General features: G+C 60.1%; 15 protein-coding genes. 13 read left to right on the forward strand and 2 right to left on the reverse strand.

The genetic code is table 11. The features are described 5' to 3' along the window. The first annotated feature begins 442 nt into the window (after positions 1–442). The 9 genes from HV670_RS32200 (at position 443) to HV670_RS07400 (ending at position 12,780) form a co-directional block, all read left to right on the forward strand. Positions 443–1,054 carry a DUF1353 domain-containing protein gene (locus tag HV670_RS32200; RefSeq protein WP_425511399.1) on the forward strand — a complete coding sequence of 204 codons (612 nt, stop codon included), beginning with the start codon at positions 443–445 and terminating at the stop codon, positions 1,052–1,054. 388 nt (positions 1,055–1,442) lie between these two features. Then, on the forward strand, positions 1,443–3,773 hold the full coding sequence (locus HV670_RS07365; protein WP_175104110.1) for a P-loop ATPase, Sll1717 family: 2,331 nt from the start codon (positions 1,443–1,445) through the stop codon (positions 3,771–3,773). 947 nt (positions 3,774–4,720) lie between these two features. Next, complete coding sequence (locus HV670_RS07370; protein ID WP_425511400.1) at positions 4,721–5,647, forward strand: ABC transporter substrate-binding protein; 927 nt, start codon at positions 4,721–4,723, stop codon at positions 5,645–5,647. Positions 5,648–5,877: 230 nt separating this feature from the next. After that, positions 5,878–7,398 (forward strand): sugar ABC transporter ATP-binding protein, encoded by a 1,521-nt coding sequence (locus HV670_RS07375; protein WP_175104309.1) that lies wholly within the window; start codon positions 5,878–5,880, stop codon positions 7,396–7,398. Continuing rightward, a complete protein-coding gene (locus HV670_RS07380) occupies positions 7,395–8,333 on the forward strand; it encodes an ABC transporter permease (protein ID WP_175104112.1) in 939 nt (312 codons plus the stop codon). The genes HV670_RS07375 and HV670_RS07380 overlap by 4 nt, the downstream gene beginning before the upstream one ends. Beyond that, on the forward strand, positions 8,330–9,367 hold the full coding sequence (locus HV670_RS07385; protein ID WP_175104113.1) for an ABC transporter permease: 1,038 nt from the start codon (positions 8,330–8,332) through the stop codon (positions 9,365–9,367). The genes HV670_RS07380 and HV670_RS07385 overlap by 4 nt, the downstream gene beginning before the upstream one ends. 41 nt (positions 9,368–9,408) lie before the next feature. Further along, positions 9,409–10,317, forward strand: coding sequence for an SMP-30/gluconolactonase/LRE family protein (locus tag HV670_RS07390; RefSeq protein WP_175104114.1), 909 nt, complete (start codon positions 9,409–9,411; stop codon positions 10,315–10,317). Positions 10,318–10,325: 8 nt separating this feature from the next. Further along, a complete protein-coding gene (locus HV670_RS07395) occupies positions 10,326–11,906 on the forward strand; it encodes a UxaA family hydrolase (protein ID WP_175104115.1) in 1,581 nt (526 codons plus the stop codon). A 115-nt stretch (positions 11,907–12,021) separates the two neighbouring features. Continuing rightward, positions 12,022–12,780, forward strand: a complete 759-nt coding sequence (locus HV670_RS07400; protein ID WP_175104116.1) for an SDR family NAD(P)-dependent oxidoreductase — start codon at positions 12,022–12,024, stop codon at positions 12,778–12,780. A gap of 106 nt (positions 12,781–12,886) precedes the next feature. Here HV670_RS07400 and HV670_RS07405 read toward each other — a convergent pair whose 3' ends face one another. Together HV670_RS07405 and panS are read right to left on the reverse strand one after the other, a co-directional pair. Next, positions 12,887–14,317, reverse strand: coding sequence for an MFS transporter (locus tag HV670_RS07405; protein WP_175104117.1), 1,431 nt, complete (start codon positions 14,315–14,317; stop codon positions 12,887–12,889). Positions 14,318–14,451: 134 nt separating this feature from the next. Next, entirely contained in the window at positions 14,452–15,411 is a 960-nt protein-coding gene (gene panS, locus HV670_RS07410) for a ketopantoate/pantoate/pantothenate transporter PanS (RefSeq protein ID WP_175104118.1), read from the reverse strand. A 384-nt stretch (positions 15,412–15,795) separates the two neighbouring features. Here panS and HV670_RS07415 point away from each other — a divergent pair, with 384 nt between their 5' ends. From HV670_RS07415 to HV670_RS07430, 4 genes are all read left to right on the forward strand, one after another. Next, positions 15,796–17,121: an MFS transporter gene (locus tag HV670_RS07415; RefSeq protein WP_175104119.1), complete on the forward strand. Its 1,326-nt coding sequence runs from the start codon at positions 15,796–15,798 to the stop codon at positions 17,119–17,121. Positions 17,122–17,188: 67 nt separating this feature from the next. Continuing rightward, on the forward strand, positions 17,189–18,109 hold the full coding sequence (locus tag HV670_RS07420) for an ABC transporter substrate-binding protein (protein ID WP_175104120.1): 921 nt from the start codon (positions 17,189–17,191) through the stop codon (positions 18,107–18,109). 11 nt (positions 18,110–18,120) lie between these two features. Continuing rightward, on the forward strand, positions 18,121–18,873 hold the full coding sequence (locus tag HV670_RS07425; protein ID WP_175104121.1) for a maleate cis-trans isomerase family protein: 753 nt from the start codon (positions 18,121–18,123) through the stop codon (positions 18,871–18,873). A 29-nt stretch (positions 18,874–18,902) separates the two neighbouring features. Continuing rightward, positions 18,903–19,823 carry a LysR family transcriptional regulator gene (locus HV670_RS07430; RefSeq protein ID WP_246257151.1) on the forward strand — a complete coding sequence of 307 codons (921 nt, stop codon included), beginning with the start codon at positions 18,903–18,905 and terminating at the stop codon, positions 19,821–19,823. Positions 19,824–19,851 lie beyond the last annotated feature (28 nt).

A 19,851-nucleotide genomic window follows, 5' to 3' on the forward strand; every position in this document is an offset into this window, starting at 1 on the left:
GCCGGTTACTCAAATCGAGGTTCAGGTCGGCTTGTTTCATGCCCTCATTCTGCCAAGCATTCCAGCCTTTGAAAATCTGGGCGCTCAACCGTTTTGAACACCATCCCTAGAACCGGGTGCTGACATGCGCATCTGACCGTTGGCGAGCTCTGAACCGTCATTCCGCGCCGCAGTCACAGGAGAAGCGATGCAATTTTCGAGTATTGCAGTGCTTTGCGCACTGACGTGCCTGTGCCGGTCATCATATGCCGTAGACATACTCACCCGAGTGCCTGACGTTTGCAAACTGCGATGCGGTAACGGTGATGGGGATGGTCTTTACCCGAGTGGTACGATAAATCAATCGTGTGTACGCGCGTGTCACGGCGAACTTTCCAACGCCCCGCCGAGCCCGGGCGTCAGGCCTTCAGGAAACAATCGAGCATTCATATTGCTCGAACCGATGATCTATGAAGTCGGGTCGACAGGAGTAAAGATCACGGTCCCGGCGGGATTCGTCACAGACTATGCGAGCATCCCTCGGCCGCTCTGGAGCTTATACAGCCCTCATGACCAATACAGTCGAGCATCGGTAATCCATGACTACCTCTACTGGTCACAACTTTGTACGCGCCAGCAGGCGGACAATCTGTTCATGATCGCCATGAAAGAAAGCGAGGTCCCGAAAGCGACTAGAGAAACCGTTTATCGGGGGGTCACAGCTTTCGGCCAATCTGCATGGGATGAGAACGCACGGCAGAGGCGAGCAGGCAAACCGCGCGTCGTGCCAGTACAACTCAAGAACTTCCCCCCCAACTGGTCGTGGGAAATGTACCGCGAAAAGTTGGTGCGGAATCGAGTCAAAGACCCAAAGTTTTCGGGGGGTGAATACTGTGCTTTGGGCGACACCGCCGATGTGCCTGTCTCGCCGAAGGGGCACGCAGGGAGTAAAAGCGCGGTCGCGCCACCGAGGGGAGTTGATGTGCGGCAACGGGCACGGATTACTCGCTGCTGTTTAGAATCGATTGACTGGCGCGCAATTCCAGCCAATTCCTCGCCTTCGGAGTCCAGCTAACCGACTGGCGGGTTCACATTCGTTGGACTGCGCTTCCATATTGCTCAATGGCTGTCTAACCTTTTCGGTCAAACCCCGCACCCGACCCCGACTGAAATAGTTGGACCGGCCGGATTTGTGACCCAATTCGTTAGATTGGCTTGTCGCCGTCGCCGCATCCACGCGGGTTCCAACATCGCTCTTGTGACGAGCCGGTTCAACCTGCGCAGACGGAAGGGAGTTAACCAATTGGCCAACTCCGGACGCTCGCACGAGACAGACGCGGACGTCGGCGTCCGCTCAAAAACGGACCTTTGTACAGGGCACGTCATTCGCGGCCTCGGACGAAGCGGAAAAATCTGACTGCAGGGACATTGGTGCTAATCTACGGAAAACGGGGACCAATGACATGAGTAAAACTGCTTTCTTCGCTTATACGGCAACGCCGGGTGCTTTAGGCGAAACCATTGAGAGAGCTCTCAATCAAGCGCGAACACTCAACGGATTCGCTCAAATTTTCTCGTGGAAGGCTCTTGATATAGCGGGCCATTTCATATCTTTGGAAATTGAAAAGCAACTCGAAGAGGCCAGCTACTTAGTCGCCGACATTACGTTCCTCAATTTCAATGTCACTTATGAGATCGGATTCGCAATAGGCAAGGGGAAGCGGATCTTTCTTGTTCGGAATCGAAGCTTTCAGGAGATGCCTCCTAGCATAAGGGAGGTCGGTATATTCGATACGCTCGGCTATAGCGAATATGCAAATGCTGAAGAACTGAGGCAGTTGTTTTCAAGTTTTTCTGCGGACGTTCCAATCGAGCTCTCAGCAACGTTGAATAAAAAAGCGCCTGTCTACGTTCTCGAAGCGAAACACAAGACGGATTGGATGTCCAGAGTGATTTCTCGGGTAAAGAAGGCGCGCTACATCTTTCGAAATTTCGATCCAAACGAATCGCCGAGACTGTCAGCGTACGACGCGATAAATCATGTAGGTCAATCGTATGGCGTTTTGGTTCCGCTCATCTCTACCGCGCAGGACGGATCGATTGTTCACAACTTGCGCGGCGCATTTATTGCTGGTTTGGCGGCCGGCATGGGAAAAGCTCGCTGTATATTGCAGCAAGGCGACGGACCGGTGCCGGTGGATCTCCGTGACGTTGCTGAAACGGCGCAACGAGTCGAAGATGTAAATGAGATCGTGGCGGAATTCGCGTCGCGCGTTGCCGAGGCGTTTCAAGAGGACCACGTTCCCCTACATACCCCTAAGGCGACATTCCTGCAAACGATGGATCTTGGATCATCGTCCGCTGAAAACGAAATGCGCACGCTCGGGAAATATTACCTGATAACAGACGCATTTCTAAAATCGATTCGGGGGGAAGCACACCTGGTAGTCGGACGAAAAGGTTCGGGAAAATCAGCAGTGTTCCTTCAGTTGAGAGATCGGGAGAGGTCAAGAAATCCAAGTCAAAATATAGTTTTGGACCTCAAACCCGAAGGTTACAAGCTTGTTAAGTTCAAGGAGATGATGCTCAGGTTTATGAGGGAAGGCACTTTACAGCATACTATAACCGCGTTCTGGAACTACGTATTACTTCTCGAAATTTGCTACAAAGTGCTGGAAAAGGATGAGAAACGTCACCTCAACGATCATGATCTCTTTGATTCGTACAAGAAACTGGAGGATCTCTATCATGTGCGAATGTATTTTTCCGAAGGGGATTTTTCAGAGCGAATTGGTGCTTTAATAGAAAAGATACAGGCAAAGTTTCACGAAAAATATGATGGTGAACATGACGTCGAACTCGATTCGGCGCAGGTAACCGAGCTTTTATATCAACACGACGTAAAGCGCCTTGAAGTAGAACTCACGAAGTACATGAAGTATAAGGGCGCTTTGTGGCTTTTATTTGATAACGTAGATAAAGGCTGGCCGACGACAGGGCTTGAACACGCGGACCTGATGATAATAAGAGGGTTGATCGACGCCTGTCGAAAAATCGAACGAGAGTTCTCTAGGCAAGATGTCGCGGTAAGTACCGTTGTTTTCCTTCGCAATGACGTTTTCGAGTTACTTGTTCAGGAGACATCGGATCGGGGCAAGGAAGGGAACGTGATGCTTGACTGGACAGATCAGGATTTATTGCGAGAATTAGTTCGCCTGCGCATCGTGGCCAACGGGATGAATGATTTTTTGTCTATTGAAGCCGTCTGGCCGATGATTTGCGTGTCGCACTATAAAGGGGAGGACAGCCTGCAATATCTCATCGACAGATCGCTTATGAGGCCGAGATTTTTGCTTAACCTGATTAACCAGTGTAAGGCATCAGCTGTAAACCATCGCCACGCAAAAATAGACGAAAGCGATATCGAAAAGGGTCTGAAAACATTCTCGGTCGATATCCTCGCTGACGTTGAATACGAGATAAATGACGTTTCTCCTGGCTCCGGTGAGGTGCTTTATGCATTTATTGACTCTCCAAGCATCATGGACAGTAAGTGCGTAGTGGAGTTGCTGGAAAGATTTGGTATTTCGTCATCGAATATCGCCGGCGTTATCGATCTTTTGTTGTGGTACGGCTTTCTGGGAGTTCAGGTCGACACCGAAGAGGTGAGGTACATATACGACTTTAGTTATAGCACGCGCATGTTGACGGGATTCTTGAAAGCTAAACCGAGTGCTGCTTATGTCGTCAATCCGGCGTTCTATCAAGCCCTGACGATAACGAGGAAGCCCTAGACGCCACTCTGTGGTCGCTTGATGCGATTCTCGGAAAAAACGATTTTAACAATCACGCGGCTTCAGCAACGGCCGTTCGCTGGGGCCGAATACCTGCCGATAGGCAAAACCGCGCGACGATGAGGCATTGTTCAGAGAGGCGATAGGCGCAACCGTCTTCTGCCGCCGTTTTCGAGAGCCAATTGAGCCGGCCGCAGTTCCTACCTCGGCCCGCCGCACAGTGAGACCGACCTATCACGGTTAATTCCGGGCAGTCCAGTCAATTCCGTACTTTCGAGTCCAGCTAACTGCACGCCAGTCCAACGAATTCCGTTTCCCGACAGTCTGAACAAGCGAACGAAGAAATCATGGAAATAGTAACGTCGTACGTTATTAACGTCAAACGTTAGTGTGAAATGGGGAAGAAGAGGTCGCTGCACGTCCGACGTGGCGGCTGTCGTTTCGCCGTGTCGTGTGTCTTGAGGCGCGTCGTTCTATAGAAGAATGAGCGCTGGTTTGTCTGGTGAAAAGCCCGCCACTTCCGATCTTCTAGTAGGAACCAGCGGCTGTGCGATCCCACGGCGTGGCCCGCTCATGTGCCGCTGTCCGAAATATATCGCGCAAATTTAATTTGATTAGTATATTAGTGGCCGTTGAGCGTCGGATGGGACCGGAGAGTCTCCGCCGAGCTCGCACGCTGTCGTGGCGAAGCCGGCACGATCGCCCCGCGGACTGCCACCGGTTCGGGCCTGCAATGGGCCCAGACGGTTCCGCGAGGTCCCGATGCCCGGCCGCGATGACGGCATTCGGGCGAACGCTGGCCGATCCGGCCTGCCGTTCGCTTCGCTTCACATCACATGAGGAGACAATACGTGCGTTCATTCCTGGCTTCAGCAGTCATTGGGTTATGCGCGGCCGCCGCGGCCGGCCCCGTTTTCGCGCAGGCCGCCACCGGCAACACTGCGTCGATGAAAATCGCCCTGTCCAACAACTACGCCGGCAATAGCTGGCGTCAGACCATGCTCAAGAGCTGGACGGATATCACCGACCCCGCCGTCAAGCAAGGCCTCGTCGCCGCAGCACCGACGTTCACGACGGCCGAGAACCAGGCGACCGAACAGGTTCAGCAGATCCAGAACCTGATCCTGCAGGGCTTCAAGGCGATCGTCGTCGATGCCGCCTCACCGACCGCATTGAACGGTGTGATCAAGCAGGCCTGTGCGGCCGGCGTGACGGTCGTCTCCTTCGACGGGATCGCCACCGAGCCGTGCGCATACCGGATCGCGGTGGATTTCCAGAAGGTCGGCGCGATGCAGGTCGACTATCTGGCCAAGCGCCTGAACAACAAGGGCAATCTGCTTGAAATCCGCGGCCTTGCGGGTGTCTCGGTCGACGATGAAATCCACAAGGGCATGGTCGACGAGCTCAAGAAGTATCCAGGCCTGAAGGTCGTCGGTTCGGTCCATGGGGACTGGACGCAGACGGTCGCGCAGAAGCAGGTCGCAGGCATTCTGCCGACACTGCCGAAGCTCGACGGCGTGCTCACGCAAGGCGGCGACGGTTTCGGTACGGCAAATGCAATTAAGGACGCGGGCCGTCCGACGCCGATCATCATCCTCGGCAATCGCCAGGAAGAACTCGCCTGGTGGGCTGATCAGCGCAAGTCCGGATATGAAACCATGTCCGTGACGATTCCGCCGGGTTGCTCGACATTCGCGTTCTGGGTCACGCAACAACTGCTGGCGGGCAAGAAGCTGCCGCATGAAATCCAGATGCCTTTGCTCGAGGTCCAGGCCGGCGAGCTCGATGCCGTGCTCGCGAAGACGCCGCAGGGCGCGCTCGCGAACAAGGAATATACCCGCGACGAAGTGCTGCAGATCGTCGACGCGAAGTGACCGCGAAATAGAGTTCAACAAGCAGGCAACCCGCGCTTCGCCAGCATGAGAGCTGGCGAAGCGATCGCAGTCGCGGCCCGTGCGGTGGGGTGCCGTGACTGCGATATCGATCTCGACATCGATCGGATGCTCTACATGTGCGCGACCTGCATCGCGCCAGACACTCATCGCTTTCGGGTAGCAGGAGATTCAGCTTGAACGTTTCCACTTCGGCGTCGCCCCCGCAACCCATGCATGCTGCGCACTCGCCCGTGCTGGTCAAGCTTGCGGGTATCAGCAAGACATTCGGGCAGGTCAAGGCGCTGTCCGACATCCATTTCGAATTCCGGTCCGGCGAATGCGTGGGCATCGCGGGACATAACGGCGCGGGCAAGTCGACCCTGATGGCCATCCTCGCGGGGGTGTTCCAGCCGGATCAGGGCGCGCTGTCGATCGACGGCCAGCAGGCCACCGGATATGACGCGAATGCCGCGCGTGCCGCCGGTGTTCGCTGCGTGTTCCAGGAACTGTCCCTGTGCGCGAATCTCAGCGTTGCCGAGAACATGTGCATCGTGCATCCCGAACTACAGGGCAGGGGCTGGCGCCGCCGTGCAACGGCACTCATGATCGAGCAGCTCGATGCGATTTTTCCCGGTCACGGGCTCAAGGGCCATGAACTCGTCGCGGACCTCACACTCACGCAACGGCAGATGGTCGAGATCGCGCGTGGTTTTACCGTGGTCGGGGCGCCTGTCAAGCTGGTGATTCTCGACGAGCCGACCTCGAGTCTCGATGCCCATACGGCCGACCAGTTGCTCGTGTTCATTCGCGAGGCTGCGCGGCGCGGCATCGCGTCGATTCTGATCAGTCATATGCTTCGTGAAATCGAACGCGTTGCCGACCGCGTGCTGGTGATGCGCGACGGCACGGTTGCCGGCGTGCTGCCACGCGAGGGACTCACGCAGGACGCGATCGTCCGCGCGATGGGCCAGCACGTTGAAGTCGAGAACGCCTCCGCCGAAGCGCGCACACGCCTTGAAGGCGATCAGAAAAAGACGGCCCGGCGCTTCGAATGGGCCCTGGGCCCTGGCGGCCATCTCAAGATCGATGCGATGCGCGGCGAAGTCATCGGATTCGCGGGGCTCGCGGGCCAGGGACAGACGGAAGCCTTGCTTGCGATCTTCCAGGCCGCGACAAAGCGTCGCGCCCACGAACGCGTTGCATTCGTGGCCGGCGACCGGGCTCGCGACGGCGTATTCCCCCTGTGGTCGATCGCCCAGAATCTCGATATCCGCTGGCTGTTCGGCGGTCTGGACGAGGCCGCGCGCGATGCCGGTGCCGCGAGCGGCGGCAAGGCCGGCCGCGCACGCATGATGCTCGACCTGCGCGCGATGCGCGAGCTCGTGCAGACCTGGCGTGAACGCATCGGTATCCGCGGCGCAGGGATGAACGCGGGCATTCTGTCGCTGAGCGGCGGCAATCAGCAGAAGGTGCTGTTCGCCCGCGCGCTCGCCTCCGACGCCGATCTGATTCTGATGGACGACCCGACACGCGGCGTCGATATCGGCACCAAGCGCGACATCTATCAACTGGTGCGCAGCGAGGCCGCGAAAGGCCGCACTTTTATCTGGTACACGACCGAGAACGACGAACTCGCGTACTGCGACCGGACTTTTGTCTTCCGTCTGGGCCGCGTCACCCGCGTGCTCGACGCCGAGCAGTGCACGGAAGAGTCGCTGCTCGCCGCAAGTTTCGAGGAGCAACCCGCATGACCTTTACGCTCGACCAGGCTCGCCTGCGCGCCATGTTGCCGGCGTTCTCGCTGGTGGCCGTGCTGGTGCCGATTTTCTTTCTGCAGCCCGCGACCTTCAGCTACTTCGGCATCGGCCTGTTGCTCAACCTCGCCGTGCCGATCGTCCTCGCGACACTCGCGCAGCTCGCGATCATCACGGTCAACGACCTCGATCTCTCGATCGGCTCTTTCGTGAGCCTGGTCGCGTGTATCGGCGCGACTTTGCTCGTCGAGCATCCCTTGCTCGGCGTCGCCGCGCTGGTTGGCTGCGTGCTGCTCTATGCGGCGGTCGGCGCGCTCGTCGAGTACCGGCAAATTCCTTCGATCGTCGTCACGCTCGGGCTCTCGTTCGTGTGGAGCGGTCTTGCCGTGCTGCTGTTGCCCTCACCCGGGGGGACGAGCCCAGGCTGGCTGTTGGGGCTGATGACGTTTCAGACTCCGGTGGTCGCGGCGCCGATCGCCTGGTCGATCCTGATCGCCGTGATCGGCCATGCCTTGCTGATGCGCTCTTCGGCCGGAGTGAGAGTGCGCGGGGCGGGTGGCAACCCGCGCGCGGTCCGGCGTTTCGGCTGGTCGCTCGTGCGCAGCAAGGCCACCCTGTACGGTGTCGCGGGGATCTTCGGCGTGCTCTCAGGTCTGTGCCTGCTCGGGCTGACCACCTCGGCCGACGCGAATCTCGCGCTGCGTTATACCCTGCTTTCGATTGCCGCGGTGATCCTCGGTGGCGGGGAATTCGTCGGCGGGCGTGTCTCGGTCTGGGGCGCGGTTCTCGGCGCGATCACGCTGACACTCGCCGCGTCGTTTCTCGCTTTCCTCAATATCTCGCCGGACTGGCAGGTCGGCATGCAAGGGGCGATCCTGATCATCGTACTGTCGTTGCGCGTGCTGCTTCAGCGCGGCGGAGAGCAAAAATGAATCGTCTCACTGAAACCCGCCAAGCCGCGCCCGGCGCCGCGGTGCAGCCGCCGTCCGCGGCCTCTGACCATGCGGCCGTGCCGCCTCCCACCCTTGCCGAACGCTTCAAGGCGGTTCGCGCGCCGTGGGCATGGTCGTTCGCGGGCGCGATTGCGGTCTGGATCGTCACAATCTTCGTCTTCGGGTTTTCGATCGCGGGCAATGTCGTCGCAACAGCCTTCGTCTTCGGCATCTTCATGGTCCTCGTCGGTCTGGGCCAGATGCTCGTGATCACCGCGGGACCGGGCAATATCGATCTGTCCGTCCCCTCGGCCATCGCGCTGTGCGGCGTGCTTGCGGTGCAGGTGATGGGCGGGAACAACGGCCATATCGTGACGGGCATCGCCGTGGCATTCGGCGTCGGTGCATTGATCGGGGTGGCGAACTACCTGTTGATTCGCGCGCTGCGGATTCCGCCGATCATCGCGACGCTGTCGTCGAGTTTCATCATCCAGTCGATTGCAATTACCCAGAGCCGCGGCATGCCGCCGCCACCGCCCGCGCTCGGCAGTTTTGCAACCGGACGCCTGCTTGGCGTTCCGAATATCGCCTTGCTTGCCTTCGCGCTGTCGATCGTGCTGGCCGTGCTCCTGCACCGGATGGTATTCGGCCGCAGCCTTTCGGCGCTCGGCCAGAACCCGCGTGCCGCGCGGCTCGCTGGCGTCAGGGTCGAGCGCACGCGCTGCCTGACCTATGTGATGTCGTCGATGATCGCCGCCTTGACCGGCTTGCTGCTCTCGGGAGTCTCGGGAGGCGCATCGCTCGACATGGGTGTCGAGTACATGCTGATCTCGGTTGCGGTCGTCGTGATCGGCGGCACACAGGTGACGGGCGGCAAGGCAACCGTCGCAGGCGTCTGGGGCGCCGCGATGTTCCTCTTTCTGACCAATGCGATTCTCAATGCCGTCGGTGCGGGAGCCGGGATTCGTTCGGTCGTGTATGGCGTGCTGATTATCGCGGTGGTCGTCGCCGCCGGTGGGCGGACCGCCCGTTAGGGTCCGCAGTTATTGAAGACAAGGACAGGATCCGAAACACGATGAACCCAAAAGACTACGAAGTACACGACCGACGCTTCCGGACGCTGATCCAGCCGAATGCCTTCCTCGAGAAGCTCGACGGGGGCAGCATGTGGGCCGAAGGGGTGGTTTATTTTCCGGCTGGCGACTTTCTCGTCTGGAGCGATATCCCGAGGAACCGGATGATGCGCTGGGCACCCGGCATGGGCGTCGGCGTGTTTCGCGCGAACTCGAATTTCAGCAATGGCAATACGCGTGACCGGCAGGGGCGCATGGTCAGCTGCGAACACGGCACGCGCCGCGTCACGCGGACCGAGCACGACGGCAGCATTGTCGTGGTCGCCTCGCATTACGAGGGGCGTTCGCTGAATTCGCCGAACGATGTGATCGTCCATTCCGATGGCTCGGTCTGGTTTTCCGATCCCGACTACGGGATTCTCAGCGACTACGAAGGCTACCGTGCCGACAGTGAAATCGGCGCGTGCAATGTGTACCGGGTCTCGCCGGACACAGGCAAGGTCGAGCTGGCCGCGAACGGTTTCGTCAAGCCCAATGGTCTCGCGTTCTCGCCCGACGAGAGCAAGCTCTATATCGCCGACTCTGGCGCTTCGCACGTCGAGGACGGTCCGCACCATATCCGCGTGTTCGACGTCGGCACGAATGGCCGGCTCAGCAACGATCGCGTGTTCGTCGACATCGAGCCGGGCATTCCCGACGGCTTGCGGCTCGACGAGTTCGGCAATGTCTGGACCAGCGCGGAAGACGGCGTACATTGCTATTCACCCAAAGGTGAACTGCTTGGCAAGATCCTGATTTCGGAACCGGTGGCGAATCTGACTTTTGGCGGACTGCATCGCAACCGGCTGTTTATCGCGGCAAGCACCTCGCTCTATTCGCTGTATGTCGGCGTGCGGGGCGCCGCAACCTAGGAAGCACCATGTCGAACGTCACATCACAACCGGGCGACGTCACGGCGCGCCCAGCGATCGAAGGGCTGGCTTCGTCGCTGATCCTGCTCAACGCGCGCGACGATGTCGCGATTGCACGCCAGCAACTGCTTCCTGGGGGCCCTCTGAGCGCCGATGCGCGCGTCACGGGCATGATTCCCGCAGGTCACAAGGTCGCCGTGCATGCCGTAGCCGAGGGGCAGCCGGTACGTCGCTATGGTCAGATCATCGGTTTCGCGAAGCGCGCCATTACGGTGGGCGAGCACGTCCACACGCACAATATGGCGATGGGCAATTTCGAACGCGACTACGCGTATGGCGTGGATTCGCATCCGACGCACATGGTCGAGAAGCCCGCCACGTTTCTCGGTATCCGGCGCGCCGACGGACGTATCGCAACGCGGAATTACATCGGTATTCTGACGTCGGTCAATTGCTCGGCCACGGTCGCGCGGGCGATCGCCGACTACTTCCGTCGCGACATCCATCCTGAGGCGCTTGCGGATTTTCCCAATGTCGACGGTGTGGTCGCGCTCACGCATGGGCAGGGCTGTGCGATCGATTCCGAAGGCGAGGCGCTCACGCTGATCCGTCGCACGCTCGCAGGCTATGCGCGTCATCCGAATTTCGCCGCCGTGCTGATGATCGGCCTCGGCTGCGAGACAAACCAGATCGACGGGCTGGTCGAATCACAGGGGCTCAAGCGTGGCGCAGCGCTGCGCACCATGACGATCCAGCAGACCGGCGGGACTTCACGCACCATCGCATCGGGTATCGAACAGATCAAGTCCCTGCTGGCCGAGGCGAACCAGGTCAAGCGTGAACCCGTCGACGCGAAGTACCTGACCGTCGGTCTTCAATGTGGTGGTTCCGATGGCTATTCAGGGATCACGGCGAACCCGGCACTCGGCGCGGCCGTCGACAGGCTCGTCGCACACGGGGGGACCGCGATCCTCTCGGAGACACCCGAGGTCTACGGTGCCGAACACTTGCTCACGCGCCGTGCGGTTTCGCGTGAAGTCGGCGAGAAGCTCGTTGCGCGAATTCACTGGTGGGAAGCGTACTGTGCGCGGATGAACGCCGACCTCAACAACAATCCGTCGGCCGGCAACAAGGCGGGCGGCCTGACGACGATCCTCGAGAAATCGCTGGGTGCGGTCGCGAAAGGCGGCACGACGAACCTCGTCGAGACCTATGAATACGCACAGCCGGTGAGTGCGCATGGACTCGTCTTCATGGATACGCCGGGCTACGATCCTGTGTCCGCCACCGGGCAGGTCGCGGGCGGCGCCAACCTCATCTGCTTCACGACAGGCCGGGGATCTGCCTACGGCTGCGCACCGTCGCCGTCGTTGAAGTTCGGCACGAACACGCCATTGTGGGTTCGCCAGGAGGAGGACATCGACTTGAATTGCGGCCGCATTCTCGATGGCGAGCAAAGTGTCGACGAAGTCGGTGAAGCCATCTTCCAGATGATGCTCGCGACGGCTTCCGGCCAGCGCTCGAAGAGTGAAGTCCATGGTTATGGACAGAACGAATTCGTGCCTTGGCAAATCGGGGCGATTACCTGAGCATGTTTTCGCTGGAGGTGGCGTCACGCGTCTTGCGCGATGCGCCGTTTGTGGTGGGTCTCATCGGCGTCTCCCGTTGCGGGCCGACGCCGCTTCGCTTTCAAGAGGAGTGGGAATGCAAGATTTGAAAGGCAAGGTTGTGTTGATCACGGGTGCCAGCACGGGTATCGGTGCGGCGGCGGCGCGCGCGTTCGCAGCGGCTGGAGCACGCGTGGCGGTCAACTACCGGAGCCGCAAGGACGAAGCGGATCAGGTGGTGGCTTCGATTGCCGCCGCTGGTGGCGAGGCGAAGCCGTTCCCGGCGGACCTGACCGACACGGCCGACGCCGACCGGATGGTGCGGGATGTGCATGCGCACTTCGGCCGGATCGATGTGCTGATCAACAATGCGGGCGGCATGGTGCGGCGTTCGAATGTCGTCGATATCGACGACGAGCTGATCGACGAAGTGTTCAAGTTGAACGCACGCTCGGTGATCGCCGTGAGCCGCCGCGTGATTCCGTTGATGGCGCCGCATGGCGGCAGCATCATCAACGTGACCTCGCAGGCGGCGCGCACCGGCGGTGGCCCGGGTGCGAGTCTCTATGCGGGATGCAAGGGCTTTGTCTCGACCGTCACGCGGACCATGGCAAAGGAACTCGTGCCCCAGAAAATCCGGGTGAACGCGCTCGCGCCGGGCGTGATCGAGACGCCATTTCATGAAGGCATTTCTTCGCCCGATATCCTGCAGACCTTCGCGAAGAGCATTCCGATGGGCCGGCTCGGCACCGCCGACGAATGCGTGGGCGCGCTGCTGTTTCTCGCAAGCGAGGCCGCGAGCGGGTATGTGACCGGGCAGGTGATCGAGGTGAACGGCGGACAGATCATGCCGTAGTGGAAGGCGCCGCGCGAATCGAATCGCGCGGCGAATCTTGCAGTAGCTCGATCGGGCGTGACGATGAGATGAGCCGGTATCAACGGCCTAGAGCCGTGAGCGGCAACTACCGCGTCGCCCCCGCGCCACCACCCACGGCATGCCCTGCGTCGCGTGCCATGCGCAGAAAGCCGGGCAGGGACAGCAGCGTCACGATGCCGCAGGCGAAAAAGGCCCAGCGGAATTCGACCAGCGTATGCGGATGGCCCGGGCCTCCGCCACCATGATTGAACAGGGTGGCGCCGCGCAAGCTCAGCGCGCCGAACGCAATGCCCATGCCGATGGTCATCTGCTGGGCCGTGCTCCATATCGTGCTCGCCGCACCCATGCGCGGTTTGTCCATGTCGACGTAGGCGAGTGTCGCGAGCGTCGAAAATGTCAGCGAACGCATCGCGCCGTACATGAACACGACCACCAGCGTGATCCATATCAACGTGTCGGGCCTCAGCAAGCCGCATGCAATCGTGAACACGGCACTGCCCCCCACGCCGAGCAGGCAGGTCAAGCGGAAGCCCAGGTGCTTCATCGACGGTGTGGTCAGCGCCTTCATGCCGAAATTGCCGAGCGCGCTGACGAGCAGGATCAAGCCGGACCGGAATGCCGACATGCCGAAGACGATCTGAAACAGTAACGGCATCAGATAGGGCACCGCGTTGATGCCTACTCGGCTCAGCGAGCCGCTTACAACGGTTACCGAGAAAGTCGGGACCTTGAGCAGCGCATAGTCGACCAGCGGATGCGGATGACGAGCCGCATGCCAGTACGAGCCCACGCCGACGATCACAGCGGCGGCCATCAGGCTGAGCGGCACCACGGTGCCGCCCGACTCCCGGCTCGCCAGTTCGGTGCCGCACATCAGGCAGACGAGCGCGCCGCCGCTGAGCAGGAAGCCCACGAGGTCGAGACCGCGCTGGGCCTCGTCGCGTTCGTTCCTGACCATCGCGAACACGCAAGCGATCGCAATCAGCCCGAGCGGGACATTGATCAGGAAGATCCAGCGCCACGAGGCGGCGTCAGTGATGAACCCCCCAAGCGGCGGTGCGATCACGGGCGCCATGATGGCCGGCCACGTGATGGTCGAAATTGCCTGGATCAGGCGGCTCTTGTCGGTATTGCGGACCACGATCATGCGTCCGACCGGCACCATCATCGCGCCGCCGAGTCCCTGCAGAAGACGTGCGGCGGTGAACTCCCCGGTGCTGTTCGACAGGCCGCACAGCACCGACGCAATCGTGAACAAGGCGATCGCCCCGGCGAACACGGTGCGCGTGCCGAAACGGTCGGCGATCCAGCCGCTGACCGGAATGAACACGGCCAGCGCGAGCATATAGGCGGACATCCCCATGCTCAGGTCGTTCGGCCCGACGTGAAACGACTGGGCCATCTGCGGCAGGGCGGTTGCCACGACGGTGGTGTCGAGGTACTCCATGAAGAACGTCGCGGCGACAAGCAGTGCCAGACGGTGCGAGCGGCGATCGAGAGCGGTCAGGTCTGTCATGAATGAGTCGTAAATCTGCGCGACGGGCGTCGCGCGGGTAGAGCCTCGGGCAGGACGGCGCACGCGATGATCGCCGATTTCATAAATCCTTGCTTAAGACTCGCTCACTGGGTTCAATCGCTCACGCTCACAGATCAAGCCGAATGGTCAGAGCCCATGGCGCTATCTGGCGAGCTTGCTGAATGCCGCACGGGGCGGGAGGCCCAGACGCCGGCGAGCACCGACCCCGACAGGTTGTGCCAGACCGAGAACAGCGCACCCGGCAAAGCGGCAAGCGGTGAGAAATAGAGTTTGCCGAGCGTTGCCGCGAGGCCGGAGTTCTGCATGCCAACCTCGATCGCGAGCGTCCGGCAGACTGTTTCGTCGAAGCCCAGCAGGCGTCCGCCCCAATACCCGCCAAGCAGGCCGATGCTGTTGTGGAGAATCACGCCGACCATCACGAGCAGGCCGACCGAGGCAATGCTGTTCGCCGTGCCCGCGACGACCGACGCGATGATCAGCACGATGGCGACCATCGAAAGCATGGGCAGATAGCGCTCGATGCGGCGGATCACACCGCCGAACACATGATGGATCACGAGGCCCGCGACGATCGGCAAGCCGACGATCTGAACGATGCTCATCAGCATGCCGCGCACGTCGACGGCGATCGAGGCGTCGATGTAGAGCCGCGTGAGCAAGGGAGTCGCGAACACGCCGACCACGGTCGACAGCGCGCTGATCGTGACCGACAGCGCGACATCGCCACGCGCGAGATAGATCATCACGTTCGATGCAGTGCCGCTCGCGACACTGCCCACGAGCACCATGCCCGCGACGAGATCGGGCGGCATATGCAGCGCATGCGCGATCGCCCAGGCGGCGAGCGGCATGACGAGGTAGTGCAGGCCGATGCCGGCGATCACCGGCGCAGGCCGTGTGAAGACGCGCTTGAAATCGTCGAACGACAGGGTCACGCCCATGGTCAGCATGACGAGGGCGAGCAGCACGGTGACGTGCGGGGCAATGCCGCTGAACGATGCGGGCCTCAGGTAGGCGACGACCGAAAGCAGCACGGCCCAGAGCGGGAACAAGCGGGTGAGGCGATCGAGCATGAACTGTCCTCTTAGTGGCGCGGCGCGCAGGAGCGCGTGACGCAGGTCGTGCGATGGGTGGCTTAGGGCGGCAGACTACTAAAGCCGTTTGAAAGGCTGCGTCGGGTTGGGTCCCCACATCGTCAGCCAGCGTTACTCATAATTTTACGCATGTCGCATCGGTGATTCACGAATGTCCGCGACGCGACACCTTCGTAATTGAATCAAAAAGATATCGCCAAAAAAAAACCGCTCGAACCAGTTTGACGCCGCTGACAATGCCTGATGTCCATGAATTGCGTTCATGTTGGGGATGACAACTTCGCATGCGTTCTGCATTTCACCTGTGTCAAACTACCGGCCTTGAACGCTAACCAAACATACGAATAACCTAAGGGTCAAGCGATGGTCGTAGGCAAACGCCATGTGGTCTATCTCGCGATGTTCATCATGAATATGGTGAATTACGCGGACCGGATCAACCTGTCGATGGGGGCTGCATCCATTGCAGATACATTTAGGCTGACGCCTGTCCAGATGGGATATATGTTCTCGTCGTTTCTCTGGACCTATCTTCTTTGTGTATTGCCCGCGGGCGTAGTGGCCGATCGCTTTGGCGCTCGCAATGTGACCGCGGCCGCGCTGACGATCTGGTCGGTGGGTAGCCTGCTCAGTGGAGGGGCTTCGACCTTCGTTCAGCTGCTCGGCTCGCGCCTGATCCTGGGCATCGGGGAAGCCGCCAGTTATCCGGTCGGTGGACGAATCATCCGGGACTGGGCGCCTCGCGCCGAGCGCGGGCTGGCAGCAGCCATTCTCAACGCGGGTGCCTACGCAGGCCCGGCGCTTGGCGGGATTATGGTCGGCTGGCTGATCACGACCATGGGCTGGCGTGGGTCGTTCGTGGTGACCGGCGGTTTTGGCGTGGTGCTGGGTATTCTCTGGTGGCTGCTATATCGAACGCCCGAGCAAGCGCGTTGGATATCGAAGGAAGAACGCGCGCTGCTCAGGCCGAATGACGCCGTGGCGCCGCGAAAGACCGTCGACCGCGTCGACGCCAAGCAGGGCCTTCAGACGTTCAAGGCATTGCTTGTGAGCAAGACCATGTGGGGGCTCGCTCTCGCCCAGGGGTGTGCAGGCTATACCTTGTACCTCTTTCTCACCTGGCTTCCCGCGTATCTCGAGCGCGACCGGGGAGTGAGCATCCTGAAAAGCGGCATTTTCATGGCCGGCCCCTATATTTGTGCCTGTGTATTCGGCATCGTTCTGGGTTGGCTCAGCGATGCGCTCCTGACGGAGGAGAGCCGCAAGCGCGGTGCGCGCCGTAACCTGATCAGCGTCATGCTGCTGGTCGCCGCAGTGGTGCTCTTCATACCGATGGTTAAATCCACGGTTGTCATCATTGCCATTGTGGCCGTCGCGTTGACCTGTGTCTCGACTGCAATGTCGATGAACATCGCGCTGACGACTGACCTGCTGCGCGGTTCATCAAGCGAAGGGCTTGCGGTCGCGACACTGATATTCGGCGGCAACGTGTTCGGGCTGGCGGCGCCGATCGCCACCGGCTATGCCGTGTCCTTCTCCGGCAACTTCTCTGTCGCCTTCATGATTGCCGGTGTGCTGCTCCTCGTGGGCGCCCTCATCTGCATACTGCTGACCCGTTCGCCGATCTCGACCAGCGGCGCGGCCTTCCAGTCAAACGTCGCCGGGCACTTGCCCGCGAACGCAGAGTAGATCACCACGTCCGACGGACTGCTCGACCCAGCCCGGACGTGGACTTGCATTTTTTAAGGAATACGTAATGAAGCACATTAAAGTTGGCGCCGTCTCGCGAAACTACTTCAATATGCCGCTCTGGATTGCCAAGGACCAGGGCTTTTTCGAAGAAGCCGGCCTGGACGTGTCGATCGAACTTTACGAGCCCATTGACGAAGTAACAAATCGTTTGAAGGACGGGCGGCTCCAGTTGTCGCTCGGCGTCACCGAGCATGTCATTCTCGAGAGCGAGAGCGGGGGAGGTCTGGAGATCCTCGCGGGCAACGTGAACCGGCTGCCTTTCTCGTTCATTTCGCGTCCTCACATCACCAAGCCGGAACACCTTCGCGGAGGGATCGTCGGCGTGTCGTCGCTCGAGGCAGGAAGCTCCTCCCTCGTCATGAAAATCCTCTCCGCTCATGGGCTGGAGCACCCACGCGACTACAAGATCGTCGCGGTCGGTCCCATTCTGTCGCGCTGGAACAAGCTGCAAAGCGGGGAGATTGACGCTGGACTGCAGGGTATTCCGTTGAACTACGTCGCGCTCGATCAAGGCTATGTGTCGCTTTGCGAGCCGCTGGACGACTTTCCCTGGTTCCAGTTCACCTCGCTCAACGTCGCCGGCGCATGGGCCGAAGCCAATGAAGAGACGACGGTGGCTTTCCTTCGGGCATTCGTTCGCGCGCACGATTGGTTCTATGCAAACAAGGCGGGCTGCCGTTCGATCGCCATGGAACACAGTGGCATCTCCGCGGACTACGCCGATCGCGCCTGGGACGACTATACGCAACGTGAGATTTTCCCGCGCGACGCTGCCGCCAACGTCCAATCGATCCAGGCGCTCATTGACGTGAGCTCCCTGATCCGTGCACTTCCGGGCCGCGCCAAGACAAGTGCCGCGGAGTACATCAACCCAAAATATCTGGAGCAGGCTCGCCGCACTCTAGGTTCGCAGCAGTCGGTGTAAGGGAGCGGGGCATGTCGGTACCCGAAAGCATTGACTACGGATCGAGGGGAAGGATCGGTGTGATCGTTCCCTCAGGCAATAGCGTCGCTGAACCGCAAATCAGAGCGATGCTGCCGCCGGGTGTTCAAGCCTATGTCACGCGCCTGCCCCTGCTGGGGAGTTCTTCGGAAGAACTCATCAACATGGCGTCGCAAGCACGTCAAGCCGCTAACCTGCTAACCGATGCAGGTGTGGAGTGTCTTGCTTTTCACTGTACCGCGGCATCAACCTATAGCGTTGAGCTCAATGACTTGATCAATCGCCAGGTACAGGTGTCCGAGAAAGCGCATAGCTTCGCCACAGCCGACGCCATCGTTCACGCGCTACGCTGCGTCGATGCCAGGCGTGTGGTGTTGCTAACGCCGTACATCGAGCCGGTAAACGAGCGTGAGGTGGCGTTCCTCACGCATCACGGGTTCGAGGTGATCGCCTGCGAGGGTCTCCAGATCAATACCAACAAGGAGATGGCAGAGCTGCCGCCGTCCACATTCATCGAAATGGCGCTGAGAAACCAGCGCGATGACGCCGACGCCTATCTGATCAGTTGCACGGCGGTGCGGTCCGCTGAATGTATCGAGGCGCTCGAGGCATCGTTGAAACGGCCCGTGATTACCAGTAACCAGGCAATGGTCTGGTACGCCCTTCGAGGCTGCGGTGTGCAAGACCCCGTCGCGGGATTCGGCACGCTTCTCGATCGCGACCGGGCGCCACTTTCGGCAGGGTAGTAGTTGCAGTAACGAGTTGAGTGCCCGACATGAATTTGCGCAGTATTGATCTGAATTTGCTTGTCGTTCTCGAAGCCCTTGTGACTGAGCGCAGCGTGACGCGTGCGGCCGAGAAAGTCGGTCTTTCCCAGTCGGCGGTCAGCCATGCCTTGAGACGCCTGAGGACCACGTTCAGAGACGAACTGTTCGTGCGCACGCCAGAGGGAATGGTTCCGACCAGCTATGCAATCTCGATTGCCAGCGTGATCAGCGGTTCGCTGCGGCAGATCGAACGGGCTGTCGAGGGCGGGCGGACGTTCGATCCTGCCAGCGCCATCCGGGGCTTCAACTTGCGACTGACCGACTACGCGGGCGTGGTCCTGCTGCCGCGGTTGATCAGTCGATTGCGCGAGGTTGCACCCGGCGTGCAGCTGAACGTCCAGCACTTCGATCCACGCAGCGGGGAAGACTCGGTCGCGCAGGGTGAGGTGCATGTTCGCGCCGCGTTCAATTCCTTCCGGATACCCGCCGCCTATTGCGCACCTTTGCTCGAGGACAGCTTCTCCGTGATGATGAATCGCGAGCACCCTTACGCGCGGGCGCCGCTGACGCTGGAAGACTATCTGAGCCTTCATCACCTCAAGGTCGCGAACACGGCTGTTGGAACCAATGCCATCGACGACGCCCTTGCCGCCATGGGGCTGGTACGCAAGGTTGCGGTGACGGTGCCCAGCTGGCTTCAGATGCAACATGTCATTGAGACCACCGACCTGATTACGGCGGTGCCGCACCACTGGACCGGACTGGAAGACTTCAGGCGTTTCGCGACATGTCCGCTGCCGATTGAAGGATTGTCTTTGGCGATCGATTTGCTCTGGCACCCAAAGGATGACGACGACATCGCCCAGGGGTGGTTCCGGTTGGTCATCCGCAATCTTTTCCACGACTGGCAGGAGTCGTTTGGGTTTTAGGCCACGCAAGCAGATCCGCAGTGGACTC

The organism is Pararobbsia alpina (assembly GCF_902859895.1).
Classification (GTDB): domain Bacteria; phylum Pseudomonadota; class Gammaproteobacteria; order Burkholderiales; family Burkholderiaceae; genus Pararobbsia; species Pararobbsia alpina.

Bases quoted from the DNA above. Each gene is read 5' to 3' on its own strand.
- HV670_RS32200 (WP_425511399.1), top strand. From the start codon at position 443: ATGATCTATGAAGTCGGGTCGACAGGAGTAAAGATCACGGTCCCGGCG.
- HV670_RS07365 (WP_175104110.1), top strand. From the start codon at position 1,443: ATGAGTAAAACTGCTTTCTTCGCTTATACGGCAACGCCGGGTGCTTTA.
- HV670_RS07370 (WP_425511400.1), top strand. From the start codon at position 4,721: ATGAAAATCGCCCTGTCCAACAACTACGCCGGCAATAGCTGGCGTCAG.
- HV670_RS07375 (WP_175104309.1), top strand. From the start codon at position 5,878: ATGCATGCTGCGCACTCGCCCGTGCTGGTCAAGCTTGCGGGTATCAGC.
- HV670_RS07380 (WP_175104112.1), top strand. From the start codon at position 7,395: ATGACCTTTACGCTCGACCAGGCTCGCCTGCGCGCCATGTTGCCGGCG.
- HV670_RS07385 (WP_175104113.1), top strand. From the start codon at position 8,330: ATGAATCGTCTCACTGAAACCCGCCAAGCCGCGCCCGGCGCCGCGGTG.
- HV670_RS07390 (WP_175104114.1), top strand. From the start codon at position 9,409: ATGAACCCAAAAGACTACGAAGTACACGACCGACGCTTCCGGACGCTG.
- HV670_RS07395 (WP_175104115.1), top strand. From the start codon at position 10,326: ATGTCGAACGTCACATCACAACCGGGCGACGTCACGGCGCGCCCAGCG.
- HV670_RS07400 (WP_175104116.1), top strand. From the start codon at position 12,022: ATGCAAGATTTGAAAGGCAAGGTTGTGTTGATCACGGGTGCCAGCACG.
- HV670_RS07405 (WP_175104117.1), bottom strand. From the start codon at position 14,317: ATGACAGACCTGACCGCTCTCGATCGCCGCTCGCACCGTCTGGCACTG.
- panS (WP_175104118.1), bottom strand. From the start codon at position 15,411: ATGCTCGATCGCCTCACCCGCTTGTTCCCGCTCTGGGCCGTGCTGCTT.
- HV670_RS07415 (WP_175104119.1), top strand. From the start codon at position 15,796: ATGGTCGTAGGCAAACGCCATGTGGTCTATCTCGCGATGTTCATCATG.
- HV670_RS07420 (WP_175104120.1), top strand. From the start codon at position 17,189: ATGAAGCACATTAAAGTTGGCGCCGTCTCGCGAAACTACTTCAATATG.
- HV670_RS07425 (WP_175104121.1), top strand. From the start codon at position 18,121: ATGTCGGTACCCGAAAGCATTGACTACGGATCGAGGGGAAGGATCGGT.
- HV670_RS07430 (WP_246257151.1), top strand. From the start codon at position 18,903: ATGAATTTGCGCAGTATTGATCTGAATTTGCTTGTCGTTCTCGAAGCC.